This is a genomic window from Flavihumibacter stibioxidans (genome assembly GCF_014332695.1).
Classification (GTDB): Bacteria; Bacteroidota; Bacteroidia; order Chitinophagales; family Chitinophagaceae; genus Flavihumibacter; species Flavihumibacter stibioxidans.
In genome coordinates, this window is the sequence record NZ_MBUA01000028.1 from 233,880 (window position 1) to 257,161 (window position 23,282).

Annotated in this window: 18 protein-coding genes, 1 tRNA gene and 1 riboswitch; of the genes, 7 read left to right on the plus strand and 12 right to left on the minus strand. The window is 46.3% G+C overall.

Annotated elements, in window-relative coordinates; translation table 11 throughout:
- The first annotated feature begins 9 nt into the window (after window positions 1–9).
- The gene (glmS, locus tag BC349_RS16690; protein ID WP_187257920.1) at window positions 10–1,845 is read left to right on the plus strand and encodes a glutamine--fructose-6-phosphate transaminase (isomerizing); all 1,836 of its coding nucleotides are present in this window, start codon (window positions 10–12) and stop codon (window positions 1,843–1,845) included.
- Between the two features lie 9 nt (window positions 1,846–1,854).
- A complete protein-coding gene (locus BC349_RS16695; protein WP_187257921.1) occupies window positions 1,855–4,056 on the plus strand; it encodes a DUF4954 family protein in 2,202 nt (733 codons plus the stop codon).
- On the opposite strand, the gene BC349_RS16700 is transcribed toward BC349_RS16695, so the two are convergent.
- The 5 genes from BC349_RS16700 to era all read right to left on the minus strand — a co-directional run bounded on the left by BC349_RS16700 (window position 4,053) and on the right by era (window position 9,613).
- A complete protein-coding gene (locus tag BC349_RS16700) occupies window positions 4,053–6,140 on the minus strand; it encodes a T9SS type A sorting domain-containing protein (RefSeq protein WP_187257922.1) in 2,088 nt (695 codons plus the stop codon). The genes BC349_RS16695 and BC349_RS16700 overlap by 4 nt on opposite strands.
- A gap of 143 nt (window positions 6,141–6,283) precedes the next feature.
- A complete protein-coding gene (locus BC349_RS16705; RefSeq protein WP_187257923.1) occupies window positions 6,284–6,496 on the minus strand; it encodes a hypothetical protein in 213 nt (70 codons plus the stop codon).
- Between the two features lie 128 nt (window positions 6,497–6,624).
- Window positions 6,625–7,938, minus strand: coding sequence for a ribosome biogenesis GTPase Der (gene der / locus BC349_RS16710; protein WP_187257924.1), 1,314 nt, complete (start codon window positions 7,936–7,938; stop codon window positions 6,625–6,627).
- 25 nt (window positions 7,939–7,963) lie between these two features.
- Window positions 7,964–8,713, minus strand: coding sequence for a hypothetical protein (locus BC349_RS16715; protein WP_187257925.1), 750 nt, complete (start codon window positions 8,711–8,713; stop codon window positions 7,964–7,966).
- Window positions 8,714–8,743: 30 nt separating this feature from the next.
- A complete protein-coding gene (gene era, locus BC349_RS16720; RefSeq protein WP_187257926.1) occupies window positions 8,744–9,613 on the minus strand; it encodes a GTPase Era in 870 nt (289 codons plus the stop codon).
- Between the two features lie 222 nt (window positions 9,614–9,835).
- Between era and BC349_RS16725 the strand changes: the two genes are divergently transcribed.
- Genes BC349_RS16725 through BC349_RS16735 form a run of 3 tightly spaced genes read left to right on the plus strand, consistent with a single transcriptional unit; the run spans window position 9,836 to window position 14,959 of the window.
- A complete protein-coding gene (locus tag BC349_RS16725) occupies window positions 9,836–12,892 on the plus strand; it encodes a ligand-binding sensor domain-containing protein (protein ID WP_187257927.1) in 3,057 nt (1,018 codons plus the stop codon).
- Window positions 12,873–13,925, plus strand: coding sequence for a sensor histidine kinase (locus BC349_RS16730; RefSeq protein WP_187257928.1), 1,053 nt, complete (start codon window positions 12,873–12,875; stop codon window positions 13,923–13,925). The genes BC349_RS16725 and BC349_RS16730 overlap by 20 nt, the downstream gene beginning before the upstream one ends.
- The gene (locus tag BC349_RS16735; protein WP_187257929.1) at window positions 13,922–14,959 is read left to right on the plus strand and encodes a sensor histidine kinase; all 1,038 of its coding nucleotides are present in this window, start codon (window positions 13,922–13,924) and stop codon (window positions 14,957–14,959) included. Before BC349_RS16730 ends, BC349_RS16735 begins: the two co-directional genes overlap by 4 nt.
- A 41-nt stretch (window positions 14,960–15,000) precedes the next feature.
- On the opposite strand, the gene BC349_RS16740 is transcribed toward BC349_RS16735, so the two are convergent.
- From BC349_RS16740 to BC349_RS16750, 3 genes are all read right to left on the minus strand, one after another.
- Window positions 15,001–15,072, minus strand: a tRNA-Met gene (locus BC349_RS16740).
- 88 nt (window positions 15,073–15,160) lie between these two features.
- The gene (locus BC349_RS16745; RefSeq protein WP_187257930.1) at window positions 15,161–15,880 is read right to left on the minus strand and encodes a head GIN domain-containing protein; all 720 of its coding nucleotides are present in this window, start codon (window positions 15,878–15,880) and stop codon (window positions 15,161–15,163) included.
- 34 nt (window positions 15,881–15,914) lie between these two features.
- A complete protein-coding gene (locus BC349_RS16750) occupies window positions 15,915–16,634 on the minus strand; it encodes a head GIN domain-containing protein (RefSeq protein ID WP_187257931.1) in 720 nt (239 codons plus the stop codon).
- 119 nt (window positions 16,635–16,753) lie between these two features.
- Window positions 16,754–16,865: riboswitch (TPP riboswitch) on the plus strand.
- Between the two features lie 61 nt (window positions 16,866–16,926).
- Between BC349_RS16750 and BC349_RS16755 the strand changes: the two genes are divergently transcribed.
- Window positions 16,927–19,275 carry a TonB-dependent receptor gene (locus BC349_RS16755; RefSeq protein ID WP_187257932.1) on the plus strand — a complete coding sequence of 783 codons (2,349 nt, stop codon included), beginning with the start codon at window positions 16,927–16,929 and terminating at the stop codon, window positions 19,273–19,275.
- 229 nt (window positions 19,276–19,504) lie between these two features.
- Here the strand turns inward: BC349_RS16755 and BC349_RS16760 are convergent, their stop codons facing one another.
- The 4 genes from BC349_RS16760 to BC349_RS16775 form a co-directional block, all read right to left on the minus strand.
- Complete coding sequence (locus BC349_RS16760; protein ID WP_187257933.1) at window positions 19,505–19,810, minus strand: rhodanese-like domain-containing protein; 306 nt, start codon at window positions 19,808–19,810, stop codon at window positions 19,505–19,507.
- Between the two features lie 19 nt (window positions 19,811–19,829).
- Window positions 19,830–20,651 carry a PASTA domain-containing protein gene (locus tag BC349_RS16765; RefSeq protein ID WP_187257934.1) on the minus strand — a complete coding sequence of 274 codons (822 nt, stop codon included), beginning with the start codon at window positions 20,649–20,651 and terminating at the stop codon, window positions 19,830–19,832.
- 43 nt (window positions 20,652–20,694) lie between these two features.
- On the minus strand, window positions 20,695–21,687 hold the full coding sequence (locus BC349_RS16770) for a D-alanine--D-alanine ligase (protein WP_187257935.1): 993 nt from the start codon (window positions 21,685–21,687) through the stop codon (window positions 20,695–20,697).
- A gap of 156 nt (window positions 21,688–21,843) precedes the next feature.
- Complete coding sequence (locus tag BC349_RS16775; protein WP_187257936.1) at window positions 21,844–22,191, minus strand: 4Fe-4S dicluster domain-containing protein; 348 nt, start codon at window positions 22,189–22,191, stop codon at window positions 21,844–21,846.
- 57 nt (window positions 22,192–22,248) lie between these two features.
- Here BC349_RS16775 and BC349_RS16780 point away from each other — a divergent pair, with 57 nt between their 5' ends.
- Window positions 22,249–23,271, plus strand: coding sequence for an acyl-CoA reductase (locus BC349_RS16780; RefSeq protein WP_246457014.1), 1,023 nt, complete (start codon window positions 22,249–22,251; stop codon window positions 23,269–23,271).
- Window positions 23,272–23,282: the final 11 nt, after the last annotated feature.

Sequence of the window (23,282 nt, forward strand, 5' to 3'; positions counted from 1 at the left end):
CTATTAACTATGTGTGGAATTGTTGCGTATATAGGACATAGAGAAGCTTATCCTGTAATCCTTAAAGGTTTAAAACGCCTGGAATACCGCGGCTATGACAGTGCGGGGGTGGCTTTACTGAACGAAGGACTGAAAGTTTATAAAAAGCAGGGCAAAGTGGCCGACCTGGAAGAAACCCTGGTTGGCAAAGACCTGCATTCCAATATCGGTATAGGACATACCCGCTGGGCTACACACGGGGAGCCCTGTGACCGGAATGCCCATCCCCATGTTTCCAGTAATGGCAAACTGGCCATGATCCACAATGGAATCATTGAGAACTATGCCCAGATCAAACAGGAACTCATCAAAAAGGGTTACCAGTTCACCAGTGACACCGACACAGAGGTGCTGCTGAAATTCATTGAAGACATTCATACCAATAATGGCGGTCCCCTGGAAGAATCCATTCGTATTGCCCTGAAACGGGTGGTGGGCGCCTATGTAATTGTGGTGCTGGATGAGAACAATCCCGATACCCTCATCGCTGCCCGCAAGGGGTCGCCCCTGGTGATCGGCATTGGTAAAGGAGAACATTTCCTGGCCTCTGATGCCTCCCCGATTATTGAATACACCAAGGAAGTAGTGTATGTAAATGACTATGAACTCGCCATTATCAAAGCCGACGAGCTGATCCTTAAAAACCTCGGCAATGAAAGGGTCACCCCCTTTATTACCAAGCTCGATATGGAACTTGCGGCAATTGAAAAAGGCGGCTACGATCATTTCATGCTCAAAGAGATTTTTGAACAGCCGCACACCATATTTGATTGCCTCAGGGGAAGGCTCGATGCAGAAACCGGCACCATTACCATGAGCGGTATCCAGCAATATGCAGAACAACTGATGACCGCCAACCGCATCATCATGATCGCCTGCGGAACAAGCTGGCACGCCGGTCTGGTAGCAGAATATATTTTTGAGGAACTGACAAGGATTCCAGTGGAAGTGGAATACGCATCTGAATTCAGGTACCGCAACCCGGTTGTAAACAAAGGGGATGTCATCATAGCTATTTCGCAGAGCGGTGAAACCGCCGACACCCTGGTGGCCATAGAAAGCGCTAAGGAAAAAGGCGCCATCATCCTGGGGGTGGTAAATGTTGTGGGATCTTCTATTGCGCGTACTTCCCATGCCGGTGCATATTCACATGCCGGTCCGGAAATCGGCGTGGCCAGCACCAAAGCATTTACCGGACAACTGGCTGTTTTAACCATGATCGCTTTAAAGCTTGGCTACATGAAGGGCTGTATCACTGAAAAACGATACATGCACCTGATGAATGAACTGAATGATGTTCCTGAAAAAGTGGCTACAGCCCTGCTGCAGAAGGACCATATCCGCGAGATCGCGCACAAATACAAGGATGCCACCGACGCCCTCTACCTTGGCAGGGGGTATAATTTCCCGATTGCACTGGAAGGAGCCCTGAAGCTGAAGGAAATATCCTATATCCATGCAGAGGGCTATCCTGCCGCAGAAATGAAACATGGCCCGATCGCCCTGGTAGACGACAAACTTCCAGTTTTCTTTGTTGCCACCAAGGACAGCTTTCATGAAAAAGTCCTCAGCAACATGCAGGAGATAAAAGCGAGAAAAGGAAAAGTGATCGCCGTGGTAAGTGAGGGGGATGATGCCGCCAGCAGCCTTGCCGACGACATCATCGTAGTGCCCTACGCTGATGAGTTGATTGCCCCGATTATAAATGTTATTCCCATGCAATTGCTCGCCTACTACATTGGTGTAGCAAAAGGATTTGATGTAGACAAGCCGAGAAACCTGGCCAAGAGTGTAACGGTAGAATAAAAATCTTTTATGAACATTATCCGGAAGAGCCCCTTGCAGGCACTGGGTTATGGCTTTATTGAAGCCGGCTATCAACCTGAAGGAAAAGATGAATATTACCTGCGAAACCACCAGAACAACAGTGGCATCAGGTACAGGCAGCTGACTGCTTATGAAATCGAGGTACTGGTACGTAACCGCAACCAGAGTGATGACTGGAACAAAATCCTTGTCTCGGATGCATTCAACCCTGAGCTGGTAAAAAACTGTAAATTCTTCGGTCTTGTAAGGATCGGCAAGCTGGAGCCATATTGCCTTGAATTCAAGAACCTCCGCATGCCGGTAGGGTTATACAACAGCACCATCATCAGTTGTGATTTCGGTAATAACGTGGTAGTGGACAATGTCAACTATATATCGCATTACATCGTAGGTAATGACGTAATGCTGGTAAACATAAATGAGCTGGCCACCACCAGCCATGCCAAATTCGGAAATGGCATAGTAAAGGACGGAGAAGACGAAAAACTAAGGATCTGGCTGGAAGTGTGCAATGAGAACGGAGGCCGGAGTATTCTTCCGTTTGATGGCATGTTACCCGGTGACGCCTTTTTGTGGAGCAGGCACCGTCAGGACAAACAATTACAGGAAAAATTCATTTCGTTTACTAATAACCGTTACGACACCCTTCGTGGACACTATGGTATGATCGGCGACCGCACTGTCATCAAAAACAGCCGGATCATTAAAGATGTTCTGATTGGCAGCGATGCTTATATCAAAGGCGCCAATAAAATAAAAAATGTAACTATCAACTCCATTCCGGAGGCCCGCACCCAGATAGGTGAGGGCTGCGAACTGGTTAATGGAATCATTGGGGTAGGCTGCCGCATTTTCTATGGGGTGAAAGCTGTACGCTTCTTCATGGCCAGCCATTCGCAACTGAAATACGGCGCTCGTCTGATCAACTCCTACCTTGGCAACAACGCCACGATATCCTGTTGTGAAGTATTGAATTCCCTGATATTTCCCGCCCATGAACAGCACCACAACAATTCTTTCCTGTGTGCGGCGCTGGTGATGGGACAAAGCAATATGGCTGCCGGTGCAACCATCGGTTCCAACCATAATTCCAGGAGCGCCGACGGAGAACTGATCGCTGGCCGTGGCTTCTGGCCCGGACTCTGCGTCAGCCTGAAGCACAATTCCAGGTTTGCCTCTTTCTGTATTATTGCCAAAGGCGATTTCCCGGCAGAACTCAATATTGAACTTCCATTCTCCCTCATAAGCAATGATGTTTCAAATGACCGACTTGTTATAATGCCTGCATACTGGTTCGAACACAATATGTATGCACTCGCCCGCAACTCCTGGAAATATGTGGCAAGGGATCAGCGGCTTGAAAAAATCCAGCATATTGAATACGACTACCTGGCACCTGACACTGTCAATGAAATGCTGCAGGGGCTTGGATTGCTGGAAAAAGCAACAGGGGAAGCCTGGTACCGGAAAGAAGGAAAATCCGCAAATGCCGGCCAGCTAAGAAAAAAAGGAGCGGCATTATTACAGGCCGGAGAAGATGCCGTCAGGGATCTGGTAATTTTGCTGGATGGCGCTGAAAACAGCCACAGGCCTGCCGAAATACGGAAGGCTGCTACTGCCTACCACTGGTACAGAAGGATGCTCAACTATTACGCAGCCCGTGAAATCCTGGATTTCTTTGCAAGGAAACCTTTAAGCACACTAAATAGGATGGCAGCCAAACTACCTGCTGCCGGCAAACCCGGAAAGTGGGAAAATATCGGCGGACAGCTGATAGAATCTGATACTGTTCAAGGCTGGCTGCAACAGGTCAGGAAAGGGCAACTGACTGACTGGGACCAGCTACATTCGCTTTACGCCAACCAGTCTGTCTTGTATCCGGACCAGAAACTGGCTCATGCCCTGGCTATTTACAAGTCCTTACATGGAATTGACCTGTCATCCAATGCAGCAGAACTGAGATCCTTGCTTGAAAGCAGTATCGGATTCAGAAAGGAACTGGCAGACCGCATTTATGAATCAAGGGCCAAGGATTACCAGAATCCGTTCCGCCGGATGGTTTACGACAATGACGATGAGATGGGCATAGTCGTAGGCAAACTGGAGGACAACGGTTTCATCCATGAAGAACAAAAGGCCTTCAGGAATTTTAAAAAGCGGGTCAGCGGCCTGCTGAAACAAACCACCTAAAAAACCAGTTTTTGAACACCCAGGATCCTCCCCGGTGCTGAGATCCTGATAGTATAGATTCCGGCAGGAAAATTTGTCGCTCGAAGCTCCAGGTGGTTTTGGCCTTTATGCAGATAGTCAGTCTTTCTTGTTATTAGGCTTCCTTTAGCATCAAAAACTTCTATAGTAACGGCCATATTTCCAGGTGAATTTACCAGAACAAAATCCGTTCCTGCTGGTCTCAAAATCTGAAATCCGTCAGTAAGGGACTGATGTCTGCTAAATCTTATCACCCGGCTTGAATAGCGGTGTCCATTCTTATCCGTGCCGATGATCCGGCAAAATCCCGACTTCCAGCCGGCTGGTATTTCTAACCGGTAATCAGTTTTATACCGGCTTGCAGAGACTTTTCCTGCACCCGCAAACGTTCGACCATTGTCTGACAATTCCAGTTCAAACGTTTCCGTATCGGCGAGGTCAGTTACCTTCCAGTAACAATAGATGCTGTTAAAGACTTTATCGACCCTGATACTTTCAAATAATACCGGTAAAGTATTGGACCCTGCCGCTGCACTGGCCAGGGTAAAATACGTAACCCGCGAGCCCAGTCCCTCAACAACAGTACTTGTAACAGAGCCCTTGTCAAAAGCGGCTCCGGAAGTGGCACTATTACCCATATCTGACCAGAGGCCATTATTAAATGCAGCCACGCGCAGGTCGGGCAGGTATGAAACCCCTCCACTGAAGGCATCATCAAAAGACAGTTCAATGACGGCATTCGCATCTGGCAACTGCCCTCCCCTGATCTTGGTGACAACCCAGTATTCCAGTTGTGAAACATGGTCAATCCCTTCACCCAGTCCCTCTCCGATGGAAAAGGCGCTTTCACGTTGATACATAGCCGACACATCTCCATGAATACCCCGCAATGATATCCAGCGTTGTTTTCCACTGGAACCCAATGGCAAAAAAGAATACCCTCCTTCCAATCCTTCAAGTACCAGGTCGCCTTCGATATAGGAAGCCCTGCTGATACTGTCTGCCCTGATGGTTGCTCCGGGTGCGAGACTGAGCCTGGATTCGGTTCCTGAATATAATACCCCCCTGACTAAATCAAGCCCGTAACTCAGGCGCAACGGAGCGGCCAGGGTAACGCCAAACGAATTACCAATACTGACAATAATACTGTCGGTCAGGAGACCCGTACAACTGACGGACTGCATGGTGTTGCCTCCGAGCAGGATAGTACCGGTTCTTCCCGATGCATTTGTTTCAGTGATTCCACCCCCCTTTTGTATCCAGTCTTTTTTCAGGAGGATGACCGATGATCTGTTACCGCTTGACAAATTGAACAAGGCCGAATCAATCAGGAGATTGCCGTCAACCTGGATGGTATCATCAAAATGAAGCGAATAAGTCACCCCCGGTTCCAGTTCCAGGTTGCCCCTGATCTGTGCTTTATTGGTGCCGGCAGAAGAATAGGAAATCTTACCTGAGGGTCCGGCAACTGCCGACAGTTGCAAGGTTCCGAAAGTTCTGCCACTCATTGAAATAGTGGATGCCGCATCTGTATTTTCAAACCTGAAAATCCCCTTTTCCGTACCGGACTGCCGGCTCAATTGTTGCACCAGTTCTGCATGCCCGGTTCGGGTTCTATGAATATAACGGCCGCCAGCAAGGATGCTGATGGAATCATTGATTCGCAGTGAATAACCACTGCTGCTGCCGGAAGCATTCAGGAAGGTACCGCCCGCCCCTATCTGTATCGTGTATCCATTTCCGCTGGTTTCGAAAGCCCTTGGATCCAGACTGCCTGATACGCTGGCGACCAAATTGGTTATCGGCAATTCCAATACAATTGAATAGGAAGATACCGGTTGTATCCGGAGCGTTCTGATCTTTACAGCAGAATCCGGTAAGACCACCCGGTAAGCTGACAATAACAGGCTGTTATCAAGCAGAACGTCATCCTGAAGCCCGGGAACCTTTGCCTGTTCCCAGTTGGCCGGATCAGCCCATAAATTATTCAGGGCGGAACCCGTCCACCTGCTCTGTGCACCCGCCTGCATGGTAAGCAGCAGCAATACCCAACACCTCATTATCATATCTCACAATTTTGCTACGGGAAAATTACAATGAAGTGAAGGTCGCCGCAATAGTTTCGGCTAAACAGGGTGAAAAAACGGTATACAAAAAGCCCCTTTCAAATGAAAGGGGCCCTACAAATAGTTATGATTGCCAGAAGTAATTACTTCTTCAGGCTATCTACCTGAGCAGCTGCAGAGTCAGTAGCAGCTTTAACAGTAGAGTCGATAGCAGCGGCAGCTGAATCAACGGTAGCAACTGCAGAATCAACAGTAGCGGTTACTGCAGAATCAACAGTAGCTTCAGTAGTTTCAGCAGCATTGTTACAAGCGGCGAAAGCGGCAGCGATAGCCAGAACAGCAAATACTTTTTTCATTGTTTGTTTACGTTTTGTGGATGTTTTTTAAAACAGGCGCAAATTTACGCCTTTGCCGCATATAATCAAATTTCGAACCAACTTTTTCACCTTCCTTTCACGATTCATCCGGGCCCATACCTGGTTTCTTACTTTTTCCTGAAGAATATCCGCACCGGAACCCCTTTGAAATTGAACTGTTCGCGCAGTTTATTTTCAAGGTAATTCCTGTAGGGCGCTTTGATATCATCGGGATAATTACAGAAAAAGGCAAAGGAAGGAACCACCGTTGGCAATTGTGTCACATATTTGATACTCACCGGGTTACCACGAACAACAGGCGGATGATACGCTGCAATTGCCTTGAGCATGGTATCATTTAACTGTGAAGTCGTCACTTTCCGCTTACGGTTTTCCACCACTTCCAGGCCAATCTCAATGGCTTTGAAAATCCTGGTTTTCTCCTTCGCGGAAATGAATAAAACGGGAACATCCGTGAATGGAGCCAGCCTTTCCTTCAGGAGTTTTTCATAATCACGTGCCGTATTGGTTTGCTTTTCCACAAGATCCCATTTGTTTACCAGTATCACAATCCCCTTTCCCTTGCGGGCTGCCAGACTGAAGATACTAAGGTCCTGGGCTGTTATTCCTTTCTGCGCATCCAGCACCAGCAGGCAGACATCCGCCTCATCCAACGCCTTGATAGCCCTGATAACGGAATAAAACTCCAGGTCCTCCTCCACTTTCTGTTTCCTTCGGATACCTGCTGTGTCTATCAGGATGAATTCCTTCTGGAACATGTTGTAATGGGTATGAATCGTATCCCTTGTGGTACCGGCAATATCACTTACGATGGTACGCTCCTGGCCCACCAAAGCATTCAAAAGGGAAGATTTGCCTACGTTAGGCTGGCCGATGATGGCGAACTTTGGAACTCCTTCCCCTTCGTCCTCGGCATACCTGTCTTCCGAAATTTTTTCGGTGATGGCATCCAGCACTTCTCCTGTGCCGCTTCCGCTGATGGCTGACAGGAAAAAAATATTCTCAAACCCGAGGCCATAAAATTCAGTGGCTTCCAGTAATCGCTGGTTGTTATCTACCTTGTTAACGACCAGGTAAACCGGCTTGGTAGTGCGCCGGAGCACATCTGCCATGGCTTCATCAAGATCTGTGATACCGGTGGCAGTATCGGTCATAAATACCAGGGCATCTGCTTCTTCCAGGGCAATCAGCACCTGCTTCTTGATTTCCTGCTCAAATACGTCATTGCTTTTGGGAACGAAACCACCTGTATCGATGACGTTGAATGTTTTACCATTCCACTCGGCAATACCATACTGGCGGTCACGCGTCACACCACTTACATCATCCACAATCGCTTTCCGTTGTTCCAGCAGACGATTGAAAAAAGTGCTCTTTCCTACATTTGGTCTGCCAACAATTGCCACAGTATATCCGGCCATAATCAAAAATTTAGATCTTAGTTATTTAATCAGCCTTACCGGCTAATGGTTGTTTCTTTATAAACTCATCATAGGCTTTCAGTAAAACCAGGACATCATTTTCCTTTTTCAGTGAAAGACCTTGTTCTTTTATGTAGGGCCTGAGACCAGATGACCGTGGCAAAGCCGTCAGTACATATTCTGCTGAAAGCTTTTTCAGGTGTACGACCCTGTTATTGCCACTGATAAAATAGTCCAGCCTGTCTCTTAATTCATACCGCTTTTCCGTTCCGAAGCGGGCATCCATTACCACCAACTCTCTCCTGTTCAACTTCATCAACCTGAAAGTATCCCGGTTCAGTTCCTCCAGGTATCCCTGAACAGGTTTGTTGTTTATATAAACATCGGGCAGGTCATTCCTGAATACTGTTAAAATTCCTGATGTATCCTCACCTGGATGCAACACGGCCATTTTAAGAATTTCCGGTGACGCCACCTGCTCCTTCCCTTCCAGGTCCTTAAAATGAACTTCCTGGCTCAACAGATTGTACCGCACAAACAAACGGGCAATTACATTTTTATTCGATCCGTAAAGTGAAGCCAGTTTCCAGTCCTCACTCCAATATCTTGACCCATTTACCTTTTCGTCGGGTATGCTCTTATTCAGGTTCTCCGTTCCGTAAACGGTCCAATCACCTTTGTAATCCTGTCCTTTAGGATTCATTTCTATGAACACCTGGCCTTTGCCCAGGGTGCTGACCAGTATAAGGACAAAAAATAGTGGATACCTTTTCATCACATAATGATTTATGTTAATATACCACAATTAATTGTATCCATATTCCCGCAGGTGCAAATCATTATCCCTCCATTTCGGCCTTACTTTCACGAACAATTCCAGGAACACTTTCTGGCCCAGGAATTTTTCTATTTCCTGCCTGGAGCGGGTTCCCAACTCCCGGATCATCTTCCCCTTCTCTCCTAAAATAATTCCTTTCTGGGTATCCCTTTGTACGATGATATCGGCCATAATCTTGACCAGGGTTGACTTTTCCTTGAACTCCTGCACCAGGATGGCCGTATGATATGGGATCTCATCCTGGTAAAGCTGGTAAATCTGTTCCCTGATCAGCTCCCCTACAAAAAAACGGGTAGGCAGGTCCGTGAGGTTGTCTTCGTCAAAGAACGGCTCCCCTTCCGGAAGGAAGGAAAGGATTTTCTGTAACAGTTCATCAACTCCCTGTTTCCGGAGAGCCGAAACCATCTCAATCTCTTTTACATATGGCTTTCCGCTGAAGAACTGTTTGGCCTGCTCCAGTTTTTCGGCAGATGCGCCATCAATTTTGTTAAGGACCAGGAGGGCCGGCACCCTCAGCCTTAATGCAGAAAAAATGGCATCACTTTCTGCCCAGTCATCCCACACATCAACCAGTAACAAAGCCAGGTCGGCATCTTCCAGGGCGCTTTTTACGGCCTGCATCATGCGCTCGTGCAACTTGTATTTGGGTTCAATGATCCCGGGAGTATCGGAAAAAATGATCTGGTAACCCGGTTCAGACAGTATTCCCTTGATCCTGTGACGGGTTGTTTGCACTTTGGGAGACACAATAGCCAGCTTCTCACCCATAAAGGCGTTCAGTAAGGTGCTCTTGCCCGCATTGGGCTTTCCAAAAATATTTACGAATCCTGCTTTCATCTTTAGCGGTTTGCAGGCAACAGTTTATACGCTAAAGAAAGCGGGAGGTAGTCAGATTCTCTGCGTGAAATGTTGCCGCATAGAATAAAAAAAGAGCACAAAGGTAGTCCAATACAGGCAATCCCCCAACCCATTACCAAATTTTCACAATTCATACAAGCAGACCTTGAAAAGATTTTGCATTATAGGTTTATTACATTTGACCAGGAAAACCCACCAGCCTTGACCCATTTTTACACCTGCCTGACGGCCCTGATTGTTTTCACGACCTGCCTGAGGGCACAGCCGCCATCTTACCTGTATTCGCACCTGGGCAAGCAGGACGGACTGGTTTCAGATCAGTTGATGATCGTTCAGCAGGATAAAAAAGGCTATATATGGATTGCCAGTCACCACGGCATCCAGCGCTTTGACGGTCACAGATTTCTTGACATCCGGCATCGTCCGGGAGTTCCGGGCTCCATCCCCCCCGGTATTGTTTACCTGATGGCAATGGATAAAAAAGACAGGCTATGGCTTGTTTTCGGCGACTTCAAAGTCGGTTACCTGGATGTGTCAGACCTCAGTTTCCATGAAGTGAATATTAAATTTCCAGACAAAAATTTTGACAGGGGGATAGGCAATATTTACATTGATGAGGAAAACAATATATTCCTGTTCGGGTATAAAAGAACTGTTTTTACCTTCCGGGAAAAAGACTCCATCTTCCTTCGCAGCAACTCATTATTCAGGGTTCCAAAGGGCTGGAACATAATCCATTTATGGCAGGACAAGCAATACAACTACTGGCTTGGCTGCGATTCCGGCCTGGCAAAATTCAATAAAAAGACCCAGATGCTTTCTTACGCGGGGCATAACCCCGAAAAGGAACCAGTAATTGAAAAATTCAGCAAACTGAAGGTAATCAACCTGCTGTATAAAGAGCCCGGCGGAAGGTTCTGGATCAGTTCCTGGCCGGAAACGGGCCTCACTATCCAATCCTATGATCCTGCCACCGGAATGGTCTCCTCCTGGGAGCATGTGATTGGTGCCAAATTAAAATACAAATATTTTGAATTAAGGGGAATAACCACCCTGCAGGATGGCAGTACATGGCTGGCAGGCCACAACCTGTTTGCCAGGTTCAACCCGGCCGGCAGCACAATTGATCCTGTGCCCAATAGCAGTCCGGGTGAAAACAGCATTCTATTCGATGGCGTCAATCAACTGTATGAAGACAGGGAAAAAAATGTATGGATCTGCACCGATAAAGGCTTGTACAGATTTAATCCTTCTGCACAAAAATTTTCAGTGATCCATAACCGGAGGTTCGGCCGGGACACCCTCTTCAGTCCCGATGTCACCGACCTGCTTCATTCCTCTTCGGGTAATATTTACGTGAGCACCTGGGGTTCCGGGGTGTTTGCCTATGACCAGAAATTCAATCCTGTCAACTCCCTCCTGGTGAAGCAGGGTATCAATATGGGAGAATTGATGACCTGGTGTATTCTCGAACGTAATAATGGTGAAATCTGGCGTGGCCAGCAGGGAGGAACACTGGTTATATACGATCCTGCCAGCCAGAAAACCCGGATAATCAGGGACCCGGTGTTTGAAAACAGCACCATCCGGCAGATCGCAGAAGACAGGGATGGCAATGTCTGGTGCGGAACCCAGCGAGGCTACCTGATCAAATGGAATGCTGCAACAGGGCAGTTCACCGTCCAGCACAAACTGGAAGGAATCATATCCCGGTTATACCTCGACAAAACGGGTTATCTCTGGGTTTGCAACGCTATTAATGGCGTGTACAGGATCAGGCCCCAAACTGGTGAAATCGTGATGAACATCAACACCCTGGGGCCGGATGATAAAAAACTATTGGCCAATGCCACCTCAGACATCCTTCAATATGATGACAGCCTTTTTGCAATAGCGGCAAACGGCCTGAATATTCTCAATCTGCATACCGGCAAAATCAAACACCATAACACCAACAACGGATTTCCTTCCAATGAGATCGCCAATTTTTCTTTGGACCCGAAAGGTTACCTGTGGATGTCCAGCGGATCGGGAATCATCAGCTTCAATATCCGGAAAAACAAGATCAGCAATTATTCTGCGATGGATGGCATCCATACCAACAGCTTCAGTACCGCTTCGGTTGGTCTTTTACGTGATGGGCGCATAGTAATAGGAACCAGCCACGACATGCTGGTGTTTGATCCATTGCAGGTAACTGTGGAAGACTATACCCCGCCAAAAGTTGAAATCAGTGGCATCAGTCTCATGAATAAAGCCCTGCCGGTTGATTCTGTCCGCAAAAGCGGGAAGCTCGAACTCAGGCATGACCAGAATTCACTGATCCTGGAGTTCACCACCTTAACCTACCAGAATGATTATGGCATTTATTACAAACTGGTGGGACTGGATAAAGAATGGAAGGAATCAGGGAAATTGAAACAGGCCTTGTTCAATTATCTGGCTCCCGGCGATTATACGCTGAATGTTGCCAGCAGGAAAGCTGATGGCCAGATCGGCCAAATCACAAGCCTTACCATATCTGTCAGCGCCCCATTCTGGCGATCCACCTGGTTTTATTCCCTGCTGGCCCTTGCCTTCGCTGCTGTCTTGTTTTGGCTTGACAAACAAAGGACCTCCCGCCTGGAGAATGAAGCCCGAATGCGCAGCGCCATCGCGGGAAACCTGCATGACGAGGTGAACACCACGCTTTTGAACATCAACGTACTGAGTGAAATAGCGGGCATGAAAGCGAGTACAGACCCTGAAAAATCAAAGGAATTTATTTACGAGATCCAGAAGAAAAGCCGCAATATGGTGATTGCCATGAAGGATGTTTTATGGAGCATAGACCCGGCAAATGACAGCATGCCCAAAACTATTGAACGGTTTCACGAAGTGGCGGAAGCGATGCGGAACCGGCACGGGGCAGAGGTTTTCATTTCCACAGGAACATCCATCGGCCACCTGCAGTTAAGTATGAAATTCAGGCATGAATTCATCATAATTTTCAAAACAGCCATTACCTGCCTGGTGGAAACAATGCAGGGAAAACTTGTCAGGGTTGAACTGGATTATCTTAAAGGATGTTTGCAAATGAAAATAACCGCACCCGGACTAAAACCTGACATGGATAATGAAATGGTTTCAAGATGTATTTCCGATATAAAGGCGAGAGCGAGGACATTGGGAACCGTTGCCGACACCTACAGCAATGAGGAAGGAGTGGTATTCTCTTTCAAAGCAAGAACCGGACACAATGGCATTCAGAAAATATAGTAAAACAGAACCGATTATTTTCCTTTGGTTCATGTTCCCATTCGTGGGAATACTGAACGCCCTGCTATTTGGTTCCTGTGTGTACGGCTCATTAAATATCTTCCTGTATTCATTCGGACTGTCTGCCATTTTTATTTTCTGCTGCTATTTTATCTTCCGCACAGTTGCCATCCTTATCAGAAAAAGGTTCCCTTCCAATGCTGATATCTTCAGGCGAATTTCAGCCATGATTCCTGTTTTTGCTGTTATTAACATCCTCATGATCACAAGTATTTACGCTTATTACAAGCTGATCAGTTTTGAAGCCTGCCCGGCAAAACAACAAAATTTCTGGTGGGCAGTTTTATTTGCGTGCATCTCCAGCACAACTATAATACTGATCAATGAAGCGGTGGTCAACTTCCAGGGATGGAAACGCTCCATTACAGAAACGGAACAATTAAAGAATGCTTACCAGAAAACTAAATTGCTGGGACTGAAGGGACAGGTAAATCCACATTTTCTTTTCAACTGCTTTAATTCTTTATCCAGTCTTATCAGCGAAGACGAACAGGCTGCCGAACGTTTTCTGAATGAAATGAGCAAAGTGCACAGGTATATGCTCAGGGGAGATGACGAACTACTTGTTACGGTTGAGGAAGAACTCCGCTTTGTCCAATCCTACCTGCACCTGATCGAAGCCCGTTTTGGCAAAGCCATACAGGCTGCTATTGAAGTACCGGAAATATGCCGCAATCAGTTTATTCCACCCCTAAGCATACACGTAATGCTGGAGAACATCATCTATACAAACACTGCCAGTGCGGAAACCCCGCTGAGAATAAAAATAACAAGTGAATCAACGTGTACACTGGTTATAAATAACAACATACATCCAAGGATCAGCAAGGACTCTTTTGATTATGAAGAGGGAATTGACAACCTCCTGAAAAAATATAAACTCCTGAATAGTCCGGGTATTGAAATCAGGGAAACAAAATCAGACCGCACCATTTACCTGCCACTGATCAAAGACAAGGAGGTAGCATTTTGAAATTCCATTCACCACCAAAGTACCAATGGATCGGGTTCCTGGCATCTATGCCCTTTATTTCAGTAACCCTGAATGTCATTTTGTTTGATGACCGGTTTTACCAGGAACCTATCATCTGGTTTATTTCTGTTCCGCTGATATTCCTGCTGGGATTGGGATCATGGTACCTGCATTACCAATATGACCACTTTATACGTGCAAAATATCCTGAATTCAACCAGACCTGGAAAAGATCAGCTCTGAAATTACTGGTCAACCTCTTTATAATGTCGCCCTCCGTACTTGCAATCATCTTCCTGTATCATCAATTGCATTTATTCGGATACGATTTCAGGCCTGAGGATGCCAGGTGGTGCTTATTGGTGGGGCTCATTATAAACCTGCTGTTTGAAACATTATGGGAAGTAATTTACCTGATTGACAAGTATAAAGAAAGTTTATCCGAGCAGGAATTGCTGGTACAGATGAGTATCGGACAGGAATTTGAGAACCTTAAAAGCCAGGTAAACCCGCATTTCCTTTTTAATTGTTTCAATACATTATCCGGCCTGATCAGTGAAGACAAGAAACAGGCAGAAAAATTCCTGGATGAGCTCAGCAAAGTATACCGCTATTTACTGCGCAACAATGAATTTGGAGTGGCTACACTCGAATCAGAACTGGCATTTATAGAAAGTTATTCCCAGTTGCTGAAAACGAGGCATGGAGAAGGGCTGCAGATCAATATGGAAATAGACAGGAAATACCTTCCATACCTGCTGCCTTCGCTTAGCCTTCAGATGGCGGTTGAAAATGCGGTAAAACATAATATCGTCAGCAGGCAACAGCCGCTGGTTCTTGAGATCTTCACGACCTCAGCCAACCAACTGGTCATAAATAACAATCTGCAGAGAAAACAAAAAAGGGAATATTCTACCAGGATCGGGCTTCAGAATATCAGCAACAAGTACAAACTAATGAAGCAGGATGGCTTTCAGGTTATTGAAGGGGATAAATATTTCATGGTGGTATTGCCCCTGGTATGGAATCAATAAGCCCACAAAATAAAGAAGACCTCTTTATGAGGTCTTCTTTGTTGCGAAGGGAGGGATCGAACCTCCGACCTTCGGGTTATGAGCCCGACGAGCTACCGCTGCTCTACTTCGCGATTTGGATTGCAAATGTACAGCGTAGACCCTTCCCTTCCAAAACTTTTTTAAAAAATATGTTTTGTCCTGCAGAAAGCAGCATTTTCCTTAACCATCCTTCCGACTGATGCTGCTTGCTCCACTTGACTTCATTTCCCTGATCAGGCCAGTACCCTTATAATTAATATCACTCGCACCGCTTGCCTTGAGGTTCAGTTCTTTGTTCACAACCACATTAATGGATGATGCACCACTGGCATCCACCTCACAATAATCTGTGACGAGATCCCACCCCTTTACAGAACTGGCTCCGCTAAGTTTTACAGACACTTTTCCGATGCTGCCTTTCAGTTTTGTATCACTGGCCCCGCTAAGATTCATATCCAGTTGCCGGCATTCCAACTCACCGGAAATATCGCTGGCACCTCCCATATCCACATTCAGCCGATCCGCCTTCAGCTTTCCCATCAACTTCACATCACAGGCACCGTCGGCCTTGATCATATTGATTTCCTTTACAGAAACATAAGCCTTCATATGTTTGTTTCCCCGCCAGTCGCTCCATCCCTTTCCGTCAAACCATATATTGAGGACACCGTCTTTTACTTCAGTCTTTATCCGGTCCTTCACTTTCTGCTCCGTGGCACTTACGGCCACCCCAGTTTCATCTCCCTGTGAAATATAAATATCTATGGCACTGGAAGCTTTGATGCCGGTAAAGCTACCGACAGAGCGCAGTTCTGCATCGCGATCGTTGATGATGAATTTCTGGGCTTTCGCATTTACAACCACTGCCAGAACCAGCATTGCTAGAAGGATTCTTTTCATATAATTGTTTATTTCTGATTTATTTCCTGATGTATCAACCATTGGATTTAACACTGCCGCCGCTACCTGTTCTGATATTACGGATCATTCCGCCACCTTTATAATTTACCACACCGCCACTGCTTGCTTCGGCGCTCAATTCTTTGGTAACAGTAATATTAATGATACCGCCACTGCTTGCGTCAGCATTGCAATTAACTGTTGATATGCCATACCCTTTGAACATGGCTCCGCTGCTGGCTTCAACGGTGATACTTTCAGCAGATCCTTTCAAAGTGGTAATGGCACCACTGCTGTTGTCTGATTTAATCTGCCTGCCTTTGAACTCGCCTTCAATGATTGCACCGGAATTGGCGTCAAGATCCAGGTCGCCAACATTGATAACACTACCGGTTCTTGCGATTGCTCCTGAAGACACATGCAGCAAAGTCAGTTCACGAATGGACACATAGGCTTTGAATTTTACATTTTTACGCCACTTCCAATCAAATCCATCGTTATCAATATATATTTTCAATACACCATTTTCCACTACCGTCTTGATGCGTTCCATGTATTCGGGTTTGCTGGAACTGACCGCAACGGCGTTCTGGTCGCCCTGCTGTAATAAGAGTTCAATGCCTGTAGACACCTTCACACCCGTAAAAGCTCCCACATTCCTGGGGCGGGCATTATTATCCGTAATTGTGGTTGTCTGGGCAAATATTCCCGTACTCAGCAGCAACAGGAAGGCAAGGTTTAATAAACTTTTCATGTAGTTCTATTTAAAATTGGTATCAGCATTTAGAGTAGGACGGACAGTCATTCCGGAATGTTACAATTATTTGAAAAAAATGCCTTTACCTTTGCACTTCGATTACGGCCGTAATCAAAACAGATTCCTCGGGGTGCTACCGGATTGGCCAAAAGCCTGCCGGATGCTGAGAAAATACCCGTAGAACCTGGACAGGGTAATGCCTGCGCAGGGAAGGTGGTCATCTATTTCATTCCTCCTTTTGCTTTCGCAGCATTTCTCTCAAATCATTTTTTCAAACCAATCATTAACAATGAAAAAATTGCTTTTGGGGATTTGCGCTTTAATTCTAGTAATCCCCGTTTTCGCGCAACAACGTAAACTCACAGTGATCGACGCTTCCAGCCGGCAACCGGTTCCGGGTGCAACCATCAGCCTACCAAACGGGAAAAGCATCTTAACAGACCAGGAAGGAAATTTTGAACTGCCTGAAGCTATCAAAAACGCAATATTCAGCAGCATTGGCTATAAAACAGCCAGCCTGAACATTGCCATGGGACAGGATACCATTTTACTGGAACGGTATAACCTCTTTTTACAACCGGTGGAAGTAAAGGCCATCAGGGCGGATGACAAAGCCCCGTTTGCCCGTACCAATATTTCTGCCCAGGAAATCGGGAAGCAGAACCTGGGGCAGGACCTCCCCTTCCTGTTGAACCACACACCATCAGTGGTAGTCAATTCCGATGCAGGAAACGGGGTTGGATATACCGGAATCCGTATCAGGGGTACAGATGCCACCCGCATCAACATGACCCTCAACGGCATTCCCTACAATGACGCCGAAAGCCAGGGACTTTTCCTGGTCAACCTGCCAGACTTTGCCTCCTCGGTCAGCAGCATCCAGATCCAGCGGGGCGTTGGCACTTCCAGCAATGGAGCCGGAGCTTTTGGCGCGACCCTGAATGTGAGTACCAATGAATTTCACGAAAATGCCTATGGCGAGGCCAGCAATAGCTTCGGATCATTCAACACATGGAAAAACACCGTAAAAGCAGGAAGCGGCCTTATCGGCGACCATTTCACCATCGATGCCAGGCTTTCCCGTATTTCCAGTGACGGATATGTTGACCGTGCAAGCAGCAACCTAAGCTCATTTTATGTTTCTGCGGCATACCTCTCGGAAAAATCAAGTCTCCGTTTTAATGCTTTTTCAGGTAAGGAAAAAACCTACCAGGCCTGGAACGGCATCCCACAGTCCGAGGCAAATACCAACCGTACCTATAACAGCGCCGGCACCGAAAAGCCCGATGGACCATATGAAAACGAGACCGACAACTACCAGCAGGACCACTACCAGCTGTTCTTTAACCATTCTTTTTCAGAAAAACTCTCCTTCAATACCGCTGCATTCCTGACAAGGGGAAGGGGATATTATGAACAGTATAAAGCAGATGAGGATTATTCAAAATACGGTCTCAGCAACCCGGTGATCGGCGGTGAAACCATAGAAAATACAGACCTGATCAGGCAACTCTGGCTAGACAACCATTTCTATGGCGGAGTTTATTCCCTGCTTTACAAGCATAAGGGCACCCAACTAACTCTCGGTGGCGCCTACACGCAGTATGACGGAAAACATTATGGAAAGATTATATGGGCAGAGACGGGTATCGCCAACGGATATAAATGGTATGACAACAACGCAGACAAATCGGACTTTAACTTCTATGGTAAATGGCAACAAAAATTAAACGCCCACTGGCAGAGTTTTGCAGACCTGCAGTTCAGGACCGTAAACTACGCCATTGATGGTTTCCGTGATAACCCCGGCCTCACCACGGACAGCCGTTTTAACTTCTTTAATCCCAAAGCAGGTATCACCTACACCAGGAATAACTGGAATGCTTTTGCCTCCATATCGGTGGCAAACAAGGAACCTAACAGGGATGACTTTGAAGCCGGTGTCAACCAGCAACCAAAAGCAGAGCGCCTGTACGACCTGGAACTGGGTCTGGAAAGGAAAACAAGCAGGTATTCATGGAGTGCCAATTTCTATTACATGAGTTACCGCGACCAGCTGGTTCTCACGGGCAAGATAAATGATGTTGGTTCGTACACCCGTACCAATATTGACCAGAGCTATCGTATGGGAATAGAGTTGCAGGGCGGAGTAAAACCAGCTTCATGGATCAGCCTTCTTGGTAATATTACATTAAGCGAAAACAAAGTCAGGGATTTTACCGAGTATATTGACGATTATGATGCAGGAATTCAACTCGAACGGAAATACAAAAAGTCCGACATCTCTTTTTCTCCCTCACTGATCGGATCAGCTACAGCATTGATCACTCCTTTTGCCAATGCCGAACTTGCTTTTATCGGAAAATATGTTGGCCGGCAATATCTCGACAACACTTCCAACCGGAACAGGAGCCTGGCGCCATACTATACGCAGGATCTTCGGCTACGCTATACTGTGAGGGGTAAATTTTTCAATGAAACCGGGTTTGTTTTCCAGGTAAACAACCTGTTCAACAAAAGGTATGAACCCAATGGATATACCTTCAGTTATATCTACGACAAGATATTTTATACGGAAAATTACGTATACCCAATGGCGGGAATTAACTGGATGGCAGGAGTAAATATCAGGTTGTAACAAATACGAGGTAGATATACCGGTAATATTCCTATGTGGAAAACCGGCGATTGGCATCATTTAGGATAACAGATATCCTGTTAATCCGTCATCGATGAAAAAAACCATCGCCCTTAATGTCTTCATCATCCTTGCGTTCTACCTGATCATGGTAGTTGCAGGCGGGAAATGAAAAAACTTCTGATGTGGAGGTTTGGAGATGCAAAGTTTACATCTCCTGATCTTCACATCATTTAATCATATCCTGCCAGGCAAGCATCCCGCCTTCAAGATTTTTGGTATTCTCAAAACCCATTGTTTCCAGGAACAAACAGGCTGTGGCACTGCGTTTCCCGCTGCGGCAGTGAATAATCAGTTCTTCACTTTTAAGATCCTCGATCTCATCGATCTGCATCGCCTGTATTTTGCCAAGGGGAATCAGTCTGGCGCCGATATTGAATTCGGCATATTCATCAGGTTCCCGAACATCTATGATATTCAGTTTCTCACCGGCATCAATTCGCGATTTCAATTCTGCAACAGTAATAATTTCCATTTCATTTATTTAAAGGGAATTAATAATTATTCTCAACAGGTGCAGCAATGCGATTGCTTGTATCACGCACCGGTCGTTGTGTACTTAACCAAATATCTATCATTTGTCCCTGCCGGATCCTGTTTACACGGTTATCGGCGGTAGTTCTCTCCGGGCTCTGGCGGTAAATAAAAGCACTTGCGGTGTCTTTTACATCCGGATCCAACACCCTGGCACCAAAGCTGATTCCACTGGTGGCCAAGATATCCTTAGCCTCCACATAGGTTAAAGCAAACAGGTCGGGAACCGACATATCAATATCAGACAACCCGCTTCCCAGTATCAGTGAAACGGAGGTGCCCATAGGCAATTTGGTGCCGGGTTTGATATCTTTACCATCCTTCAACTGAACCAGTACTGAATTCTTGGCAAAATCCGGCCGATAGGATGTATCTCCCATTTTAAGTCCGAATTGTTTCAGTACGATCGCTGCATTCCTGACACTCATTCCAACCAGGTTCGGCATTACAACATCGGGAGGTACTGCCCTGTTTACTGTCAGGTACACGGTCCGGTTAACCTTCACTTTTGCCTCCGCTTCGGGAAATTGCTTTACAACAGCCATTGGCTGAACCGTATCGCGGTAAACGGAATCCTGGATAACCACATCGAACCCCTGGGCTTCCAGTTCGTCTTTTGCTGCCTCGTAGGATTTACCGGTTACGGTGGGAACCTCCATCACTTCCCCATGCCGGGTAAAAAAGTCGAGCGAACTGAAAAAAGCCAGTACAAGGACTGTTACCAGCAACAAAGCCAATAACAGGTTAAACCAGAGAGGTTTTTTTGAGAGGTATGAGAACACAGGTTCAATTTTTAATAAGGAATGGATTCAAAGAAAATAAAAATTATTTAAGTGCCAGGGCATCTTCAATCAGGGCAGAATAGAATTCCTTCAGGGTCCAGCCCATAGCCTTTACCTGTTGCGGTACGATACTGGCCTCACTTTGTCCGGGTACAGTATTAATTTCCAGCATGCAGGGCTCCCCTTTTGCCTCACTGTAAATAAAGTCAATTCGGATAATCCCCCTGCAATTAAATACCTGGTAAACCTGGCGGGCAGTATCCCTCACTTTTTCAGCGATTTCCTCATCCACCACAGCGGGTGTGATTTCTTCGCTCAGGCCCTGGTATTTGGCTTCAAAATCAAAAAATTCATTTTTAGCAATCACTTCGGTAAATGGAAGGGTGATGATTTCACCCTTATGGCGAAAAACCCCAATGGTAAACTCCCTGCCTGCGATGAATTCTTCCACCAGCACCTGGTCATCTTCCTTAAAAGCTTTTACCAGTGCCGCATTCAATTCACCGGCGTGATTAACCTTGCTCATTCCGATGCTGCTGCCACCGTTATTGGGTTTTACGAAAACCGGGAACTGCAGTTGTGCTGCAATAGCTGCCGCGTCGACCGTCCTTTCCCTGAAAAGATGGAGTGATTTTGCCACATGGATACCTGCAAATGCAGCCACTGCTACTGTATAACGCTTGTTGAAGGTGAGGGCTGAAGTGGCGGCATCGCAACTGGTATAGGGAATGCCCAGCATATCAAAATAGCCCTGCAATTTCCCGTCTTCACCTGGTGTACCATGTATTCCAATCAGTACCGCATCAAATTTAATTTTAGCGTCCAGGAAACTGATACTGAAATCATTCCTGTCGACTTCAATCACATCTCCTCCTCCTGTGGTATGAAACCAGCCATCCTTCCTGATATCTATCTTATAGATTTCATACTTTTCTGTATCAACATTTTTTTCAATGGTAATGGCACTTTTGTAGGAAATCTCAGACTCGCCGGAATAGCCACCGGTAACAAAGGCGATAACAGGTCTCGCGCGCATATTGATCAGATTGTTTTTAATAAAAAGGTGAAGGAGCTGATCCTTCACCCGTTACCTGGCGGGAAATATCACCCACCTATACGAAGTAGCCTGCGCTACTTTTAAAAAACTTTAATTCCAATACAAGGTACTGCTTTCAATGTAAAAAGTCAAAACTTACAGGTGCAGTTTCTCCTTTTTTGCAAGCAGTGAGTCAACAGTTTCCTGGTACATTTCATCCGGCACACAACAGTCAACCGGACAAACGGCAGCACACTGGGGCTCTTCATGGAAACCCTGGCATTCGGTACACTTGTTAGGCACAATGTAGTAAGTATCTACACTGATGGGCGAATTACGCTGGTCTGCATCCAGTACAGATCCGTCAAGCAGGGTGAAACTGCCCTTTACGGTAGTGCCATCACTCAGCGCCCATTCTACGCCGCCTTCATAAATAGCGTTATTCGGACATTCGGGCTCACAGGCTCCGCAATTAATACATTCTTCAGTGATTTTAATAGCCATTATTTCTGGTTTTTAATGGGTTCCTAATAAGTTAACTTTGCACAAATTTATAGGTACATGTTGAATTTACAACATAGGATTGATTTATTGGTTCAACTCGGAAAATATATCCGTCATAACGAGGCCGGCTGGCAGGAAGCCAAACTAAAAGCGGCCCTGGCCAATGCCTGGTTTACTCCCGAATTTATAGACATTGCAGCAGAAAATATAACTGAAAATTTCCTCGGCGCCGAATCCCTGAAGGAGGTGGCCAGCCGGTATGATATTCCGGAAACCACAACTACCCCCAAAACAGTAGGCATCGTTATGGCGGGTAATATCCCGATGGTAGGCTTTCATGACTGGCTTTGCGTTTTCCTGAGTGGTCATCACTCCCTGCTTAAGTTTTCCTCAAAAGACGATGTCCTGATCAAACACCTGCTGGGTAAACTGTATGAGTGGGAACCAGCTGTAAGGCATAACACCGGTTTTGCAGAAATCCTGAAAGGCTGCGATGCTTATATCGCCACGGGAAGCGATAACAGCGCCAGGTATTTCGATTATTATTTTTCCAGGTACCCCCATATTATCCGGCACAACCGGACCTCAGTTGCCATCCTGGATGGAACCGAGAAACCGGAAGAACTCGTGAGCCTTGCCGATGACACCCACCAATACTTTGGCCTGGGCTGCCGGAATGTCACGAAATTGTATGTACCCCGACAATACGACTTTGTGCCGCTGCTCGATGCCATGAAAAAATACAGTCACTTTTTCGAGCATCACAAATACAAAAACAATTACGACTACCAATTGGCCATCCTCCTGCTGAACAACCAGTTTTACATGACCAATGGTTCGGTAATCCTGGCCGAAAATACGGCCCTTTTTTCGCCGATAAGCCAGCTGTATTATGAATTTTACGAAGATAAAGATGCCGTTGTATCTGCACTTTCCCGCAATAATTCTGTTCAGTGCATCGTTGGACACGGGCACACACCGTTCGGCCAGGCCCAGAGTCCGGCCTGGGAGGAATACGCGGACGGTGTGAACACAATGGCATTTTTGCTAACTTTAGAACAGCATCTACGAAGACCTTAGTAAAACTATTG

What these genes read in the sequence shown, in the direction of transcription:
- glmS (WP_187257920.1), top strand. Translation starts at nt 10, where the DNA reads ATGTGTGGAATTGTTGCGTATATAGGACATAGAGAAGCTTATCCTGTA.
- BC349_RS16695 (WP_187257921.1), top strand. Translation starts at nt 1,855, where the DNA reads ATGAACATTATCCGGAAGAGCCCCTTGCAGGCACTGGGTTATGGCTTT.
- BC349_RS16700 (WP_187257922.1), bottom strand. Translation starts at nt 6,140, where the DNA reads ATGATAATGAGGTGTTGGGTATTGCTGCTGCTTACCATGCAGGCGGGT.
- BC349_RS16705 (WP_187257923.1), bottom strand. Translation starts at nt 6,496, where the DNA reads ATGAAAAAAGTATTTGCTGTTCTGGCTATCGCTGCCGCTTTCGCCGCT.
- der (WP_187257924.1), bottom strand. Translation starts at nt 7,938, where the DNA reads ATGGCCGGATATACTGTGGCAATTGTTGGCAGACCAAATGTAGGAAAG.
- BC349_RS16715 (WP_187257925.1), bottom strand. Translation starts at nt 8,713, where the DNA reads ATGAAAAGGTATCCACTATTTTTTGTCCTTATACTGGTCAGCACCCTG.
- era (WP_187257926.1), bottom strand. Translation starts at nt 9,613, where the DNA reads ATGAAAGCAGGATTCGTAAATATTTTTGGAAAGCCCAATGCGGGCAAG.
- BC349_RS16730 (WP_187257928.1), top strand. Translation starts at nt 12,873, where the DNA reads ATGGCATTCAGAAAATATAGTAAAACAGAACCGATTATTTTCCTTTGG.
- BC349_RS16745 (WP_187257930.1), bottom strand. Translation starts at nt 15,880, where the DNA reads ATGAAAAGAATCCTTCTAGCAATGCTGGTTCTGGCAGTGGTTGTAAAT.
- BC349_RS16750 (WP_187257931.1), bottom strand. Translation starts at nt 16,634, where the DNA reads ATGAAAAGTTTATTAAACCTTGCCTTCCTGTTGCTGCTGAGTACGGGA.
- BC349_RS16755 (WP_187257932.1), top strand. Translation starts at nt 16,927, where the DNA reads ATGAAAAAATTGCTTTTGGGGATTTGCGCTTTAATTCTAGTAATCCCC.
- BC349_RS16760 (WP_187257933.1), bottom strand. Translation starts at nt 19,810, where the DNA reads ATGGAAATTATTACTGTTGCAGAATTGAAATCGCGAATTGATGCCGGT.
- BC349_RS16770 (WP_187257935.1), bottom strand. Translation starts at nt 21,687, where the DNA reads ATGCGCGCGAGACCTGTTATCGCCTTTGTTACCGGTGGCTATTCCGGC.
- BC349_RS16775 (WP_187257936.1), bottom strand. Translation starts at nt 22,191, where the DNA reads ATGGCTATTAAAATCACTGAAGAATGTATTAATTGCGGAGCCTGTGAG.
- BC349_RS16780 (WP_246457014.1), top strand. Translation starts at nt 22,249, where the DNA reads ATGTTGAATTTACAACATAGGATTGATTTATTGGTTCAACTCGGAAAA.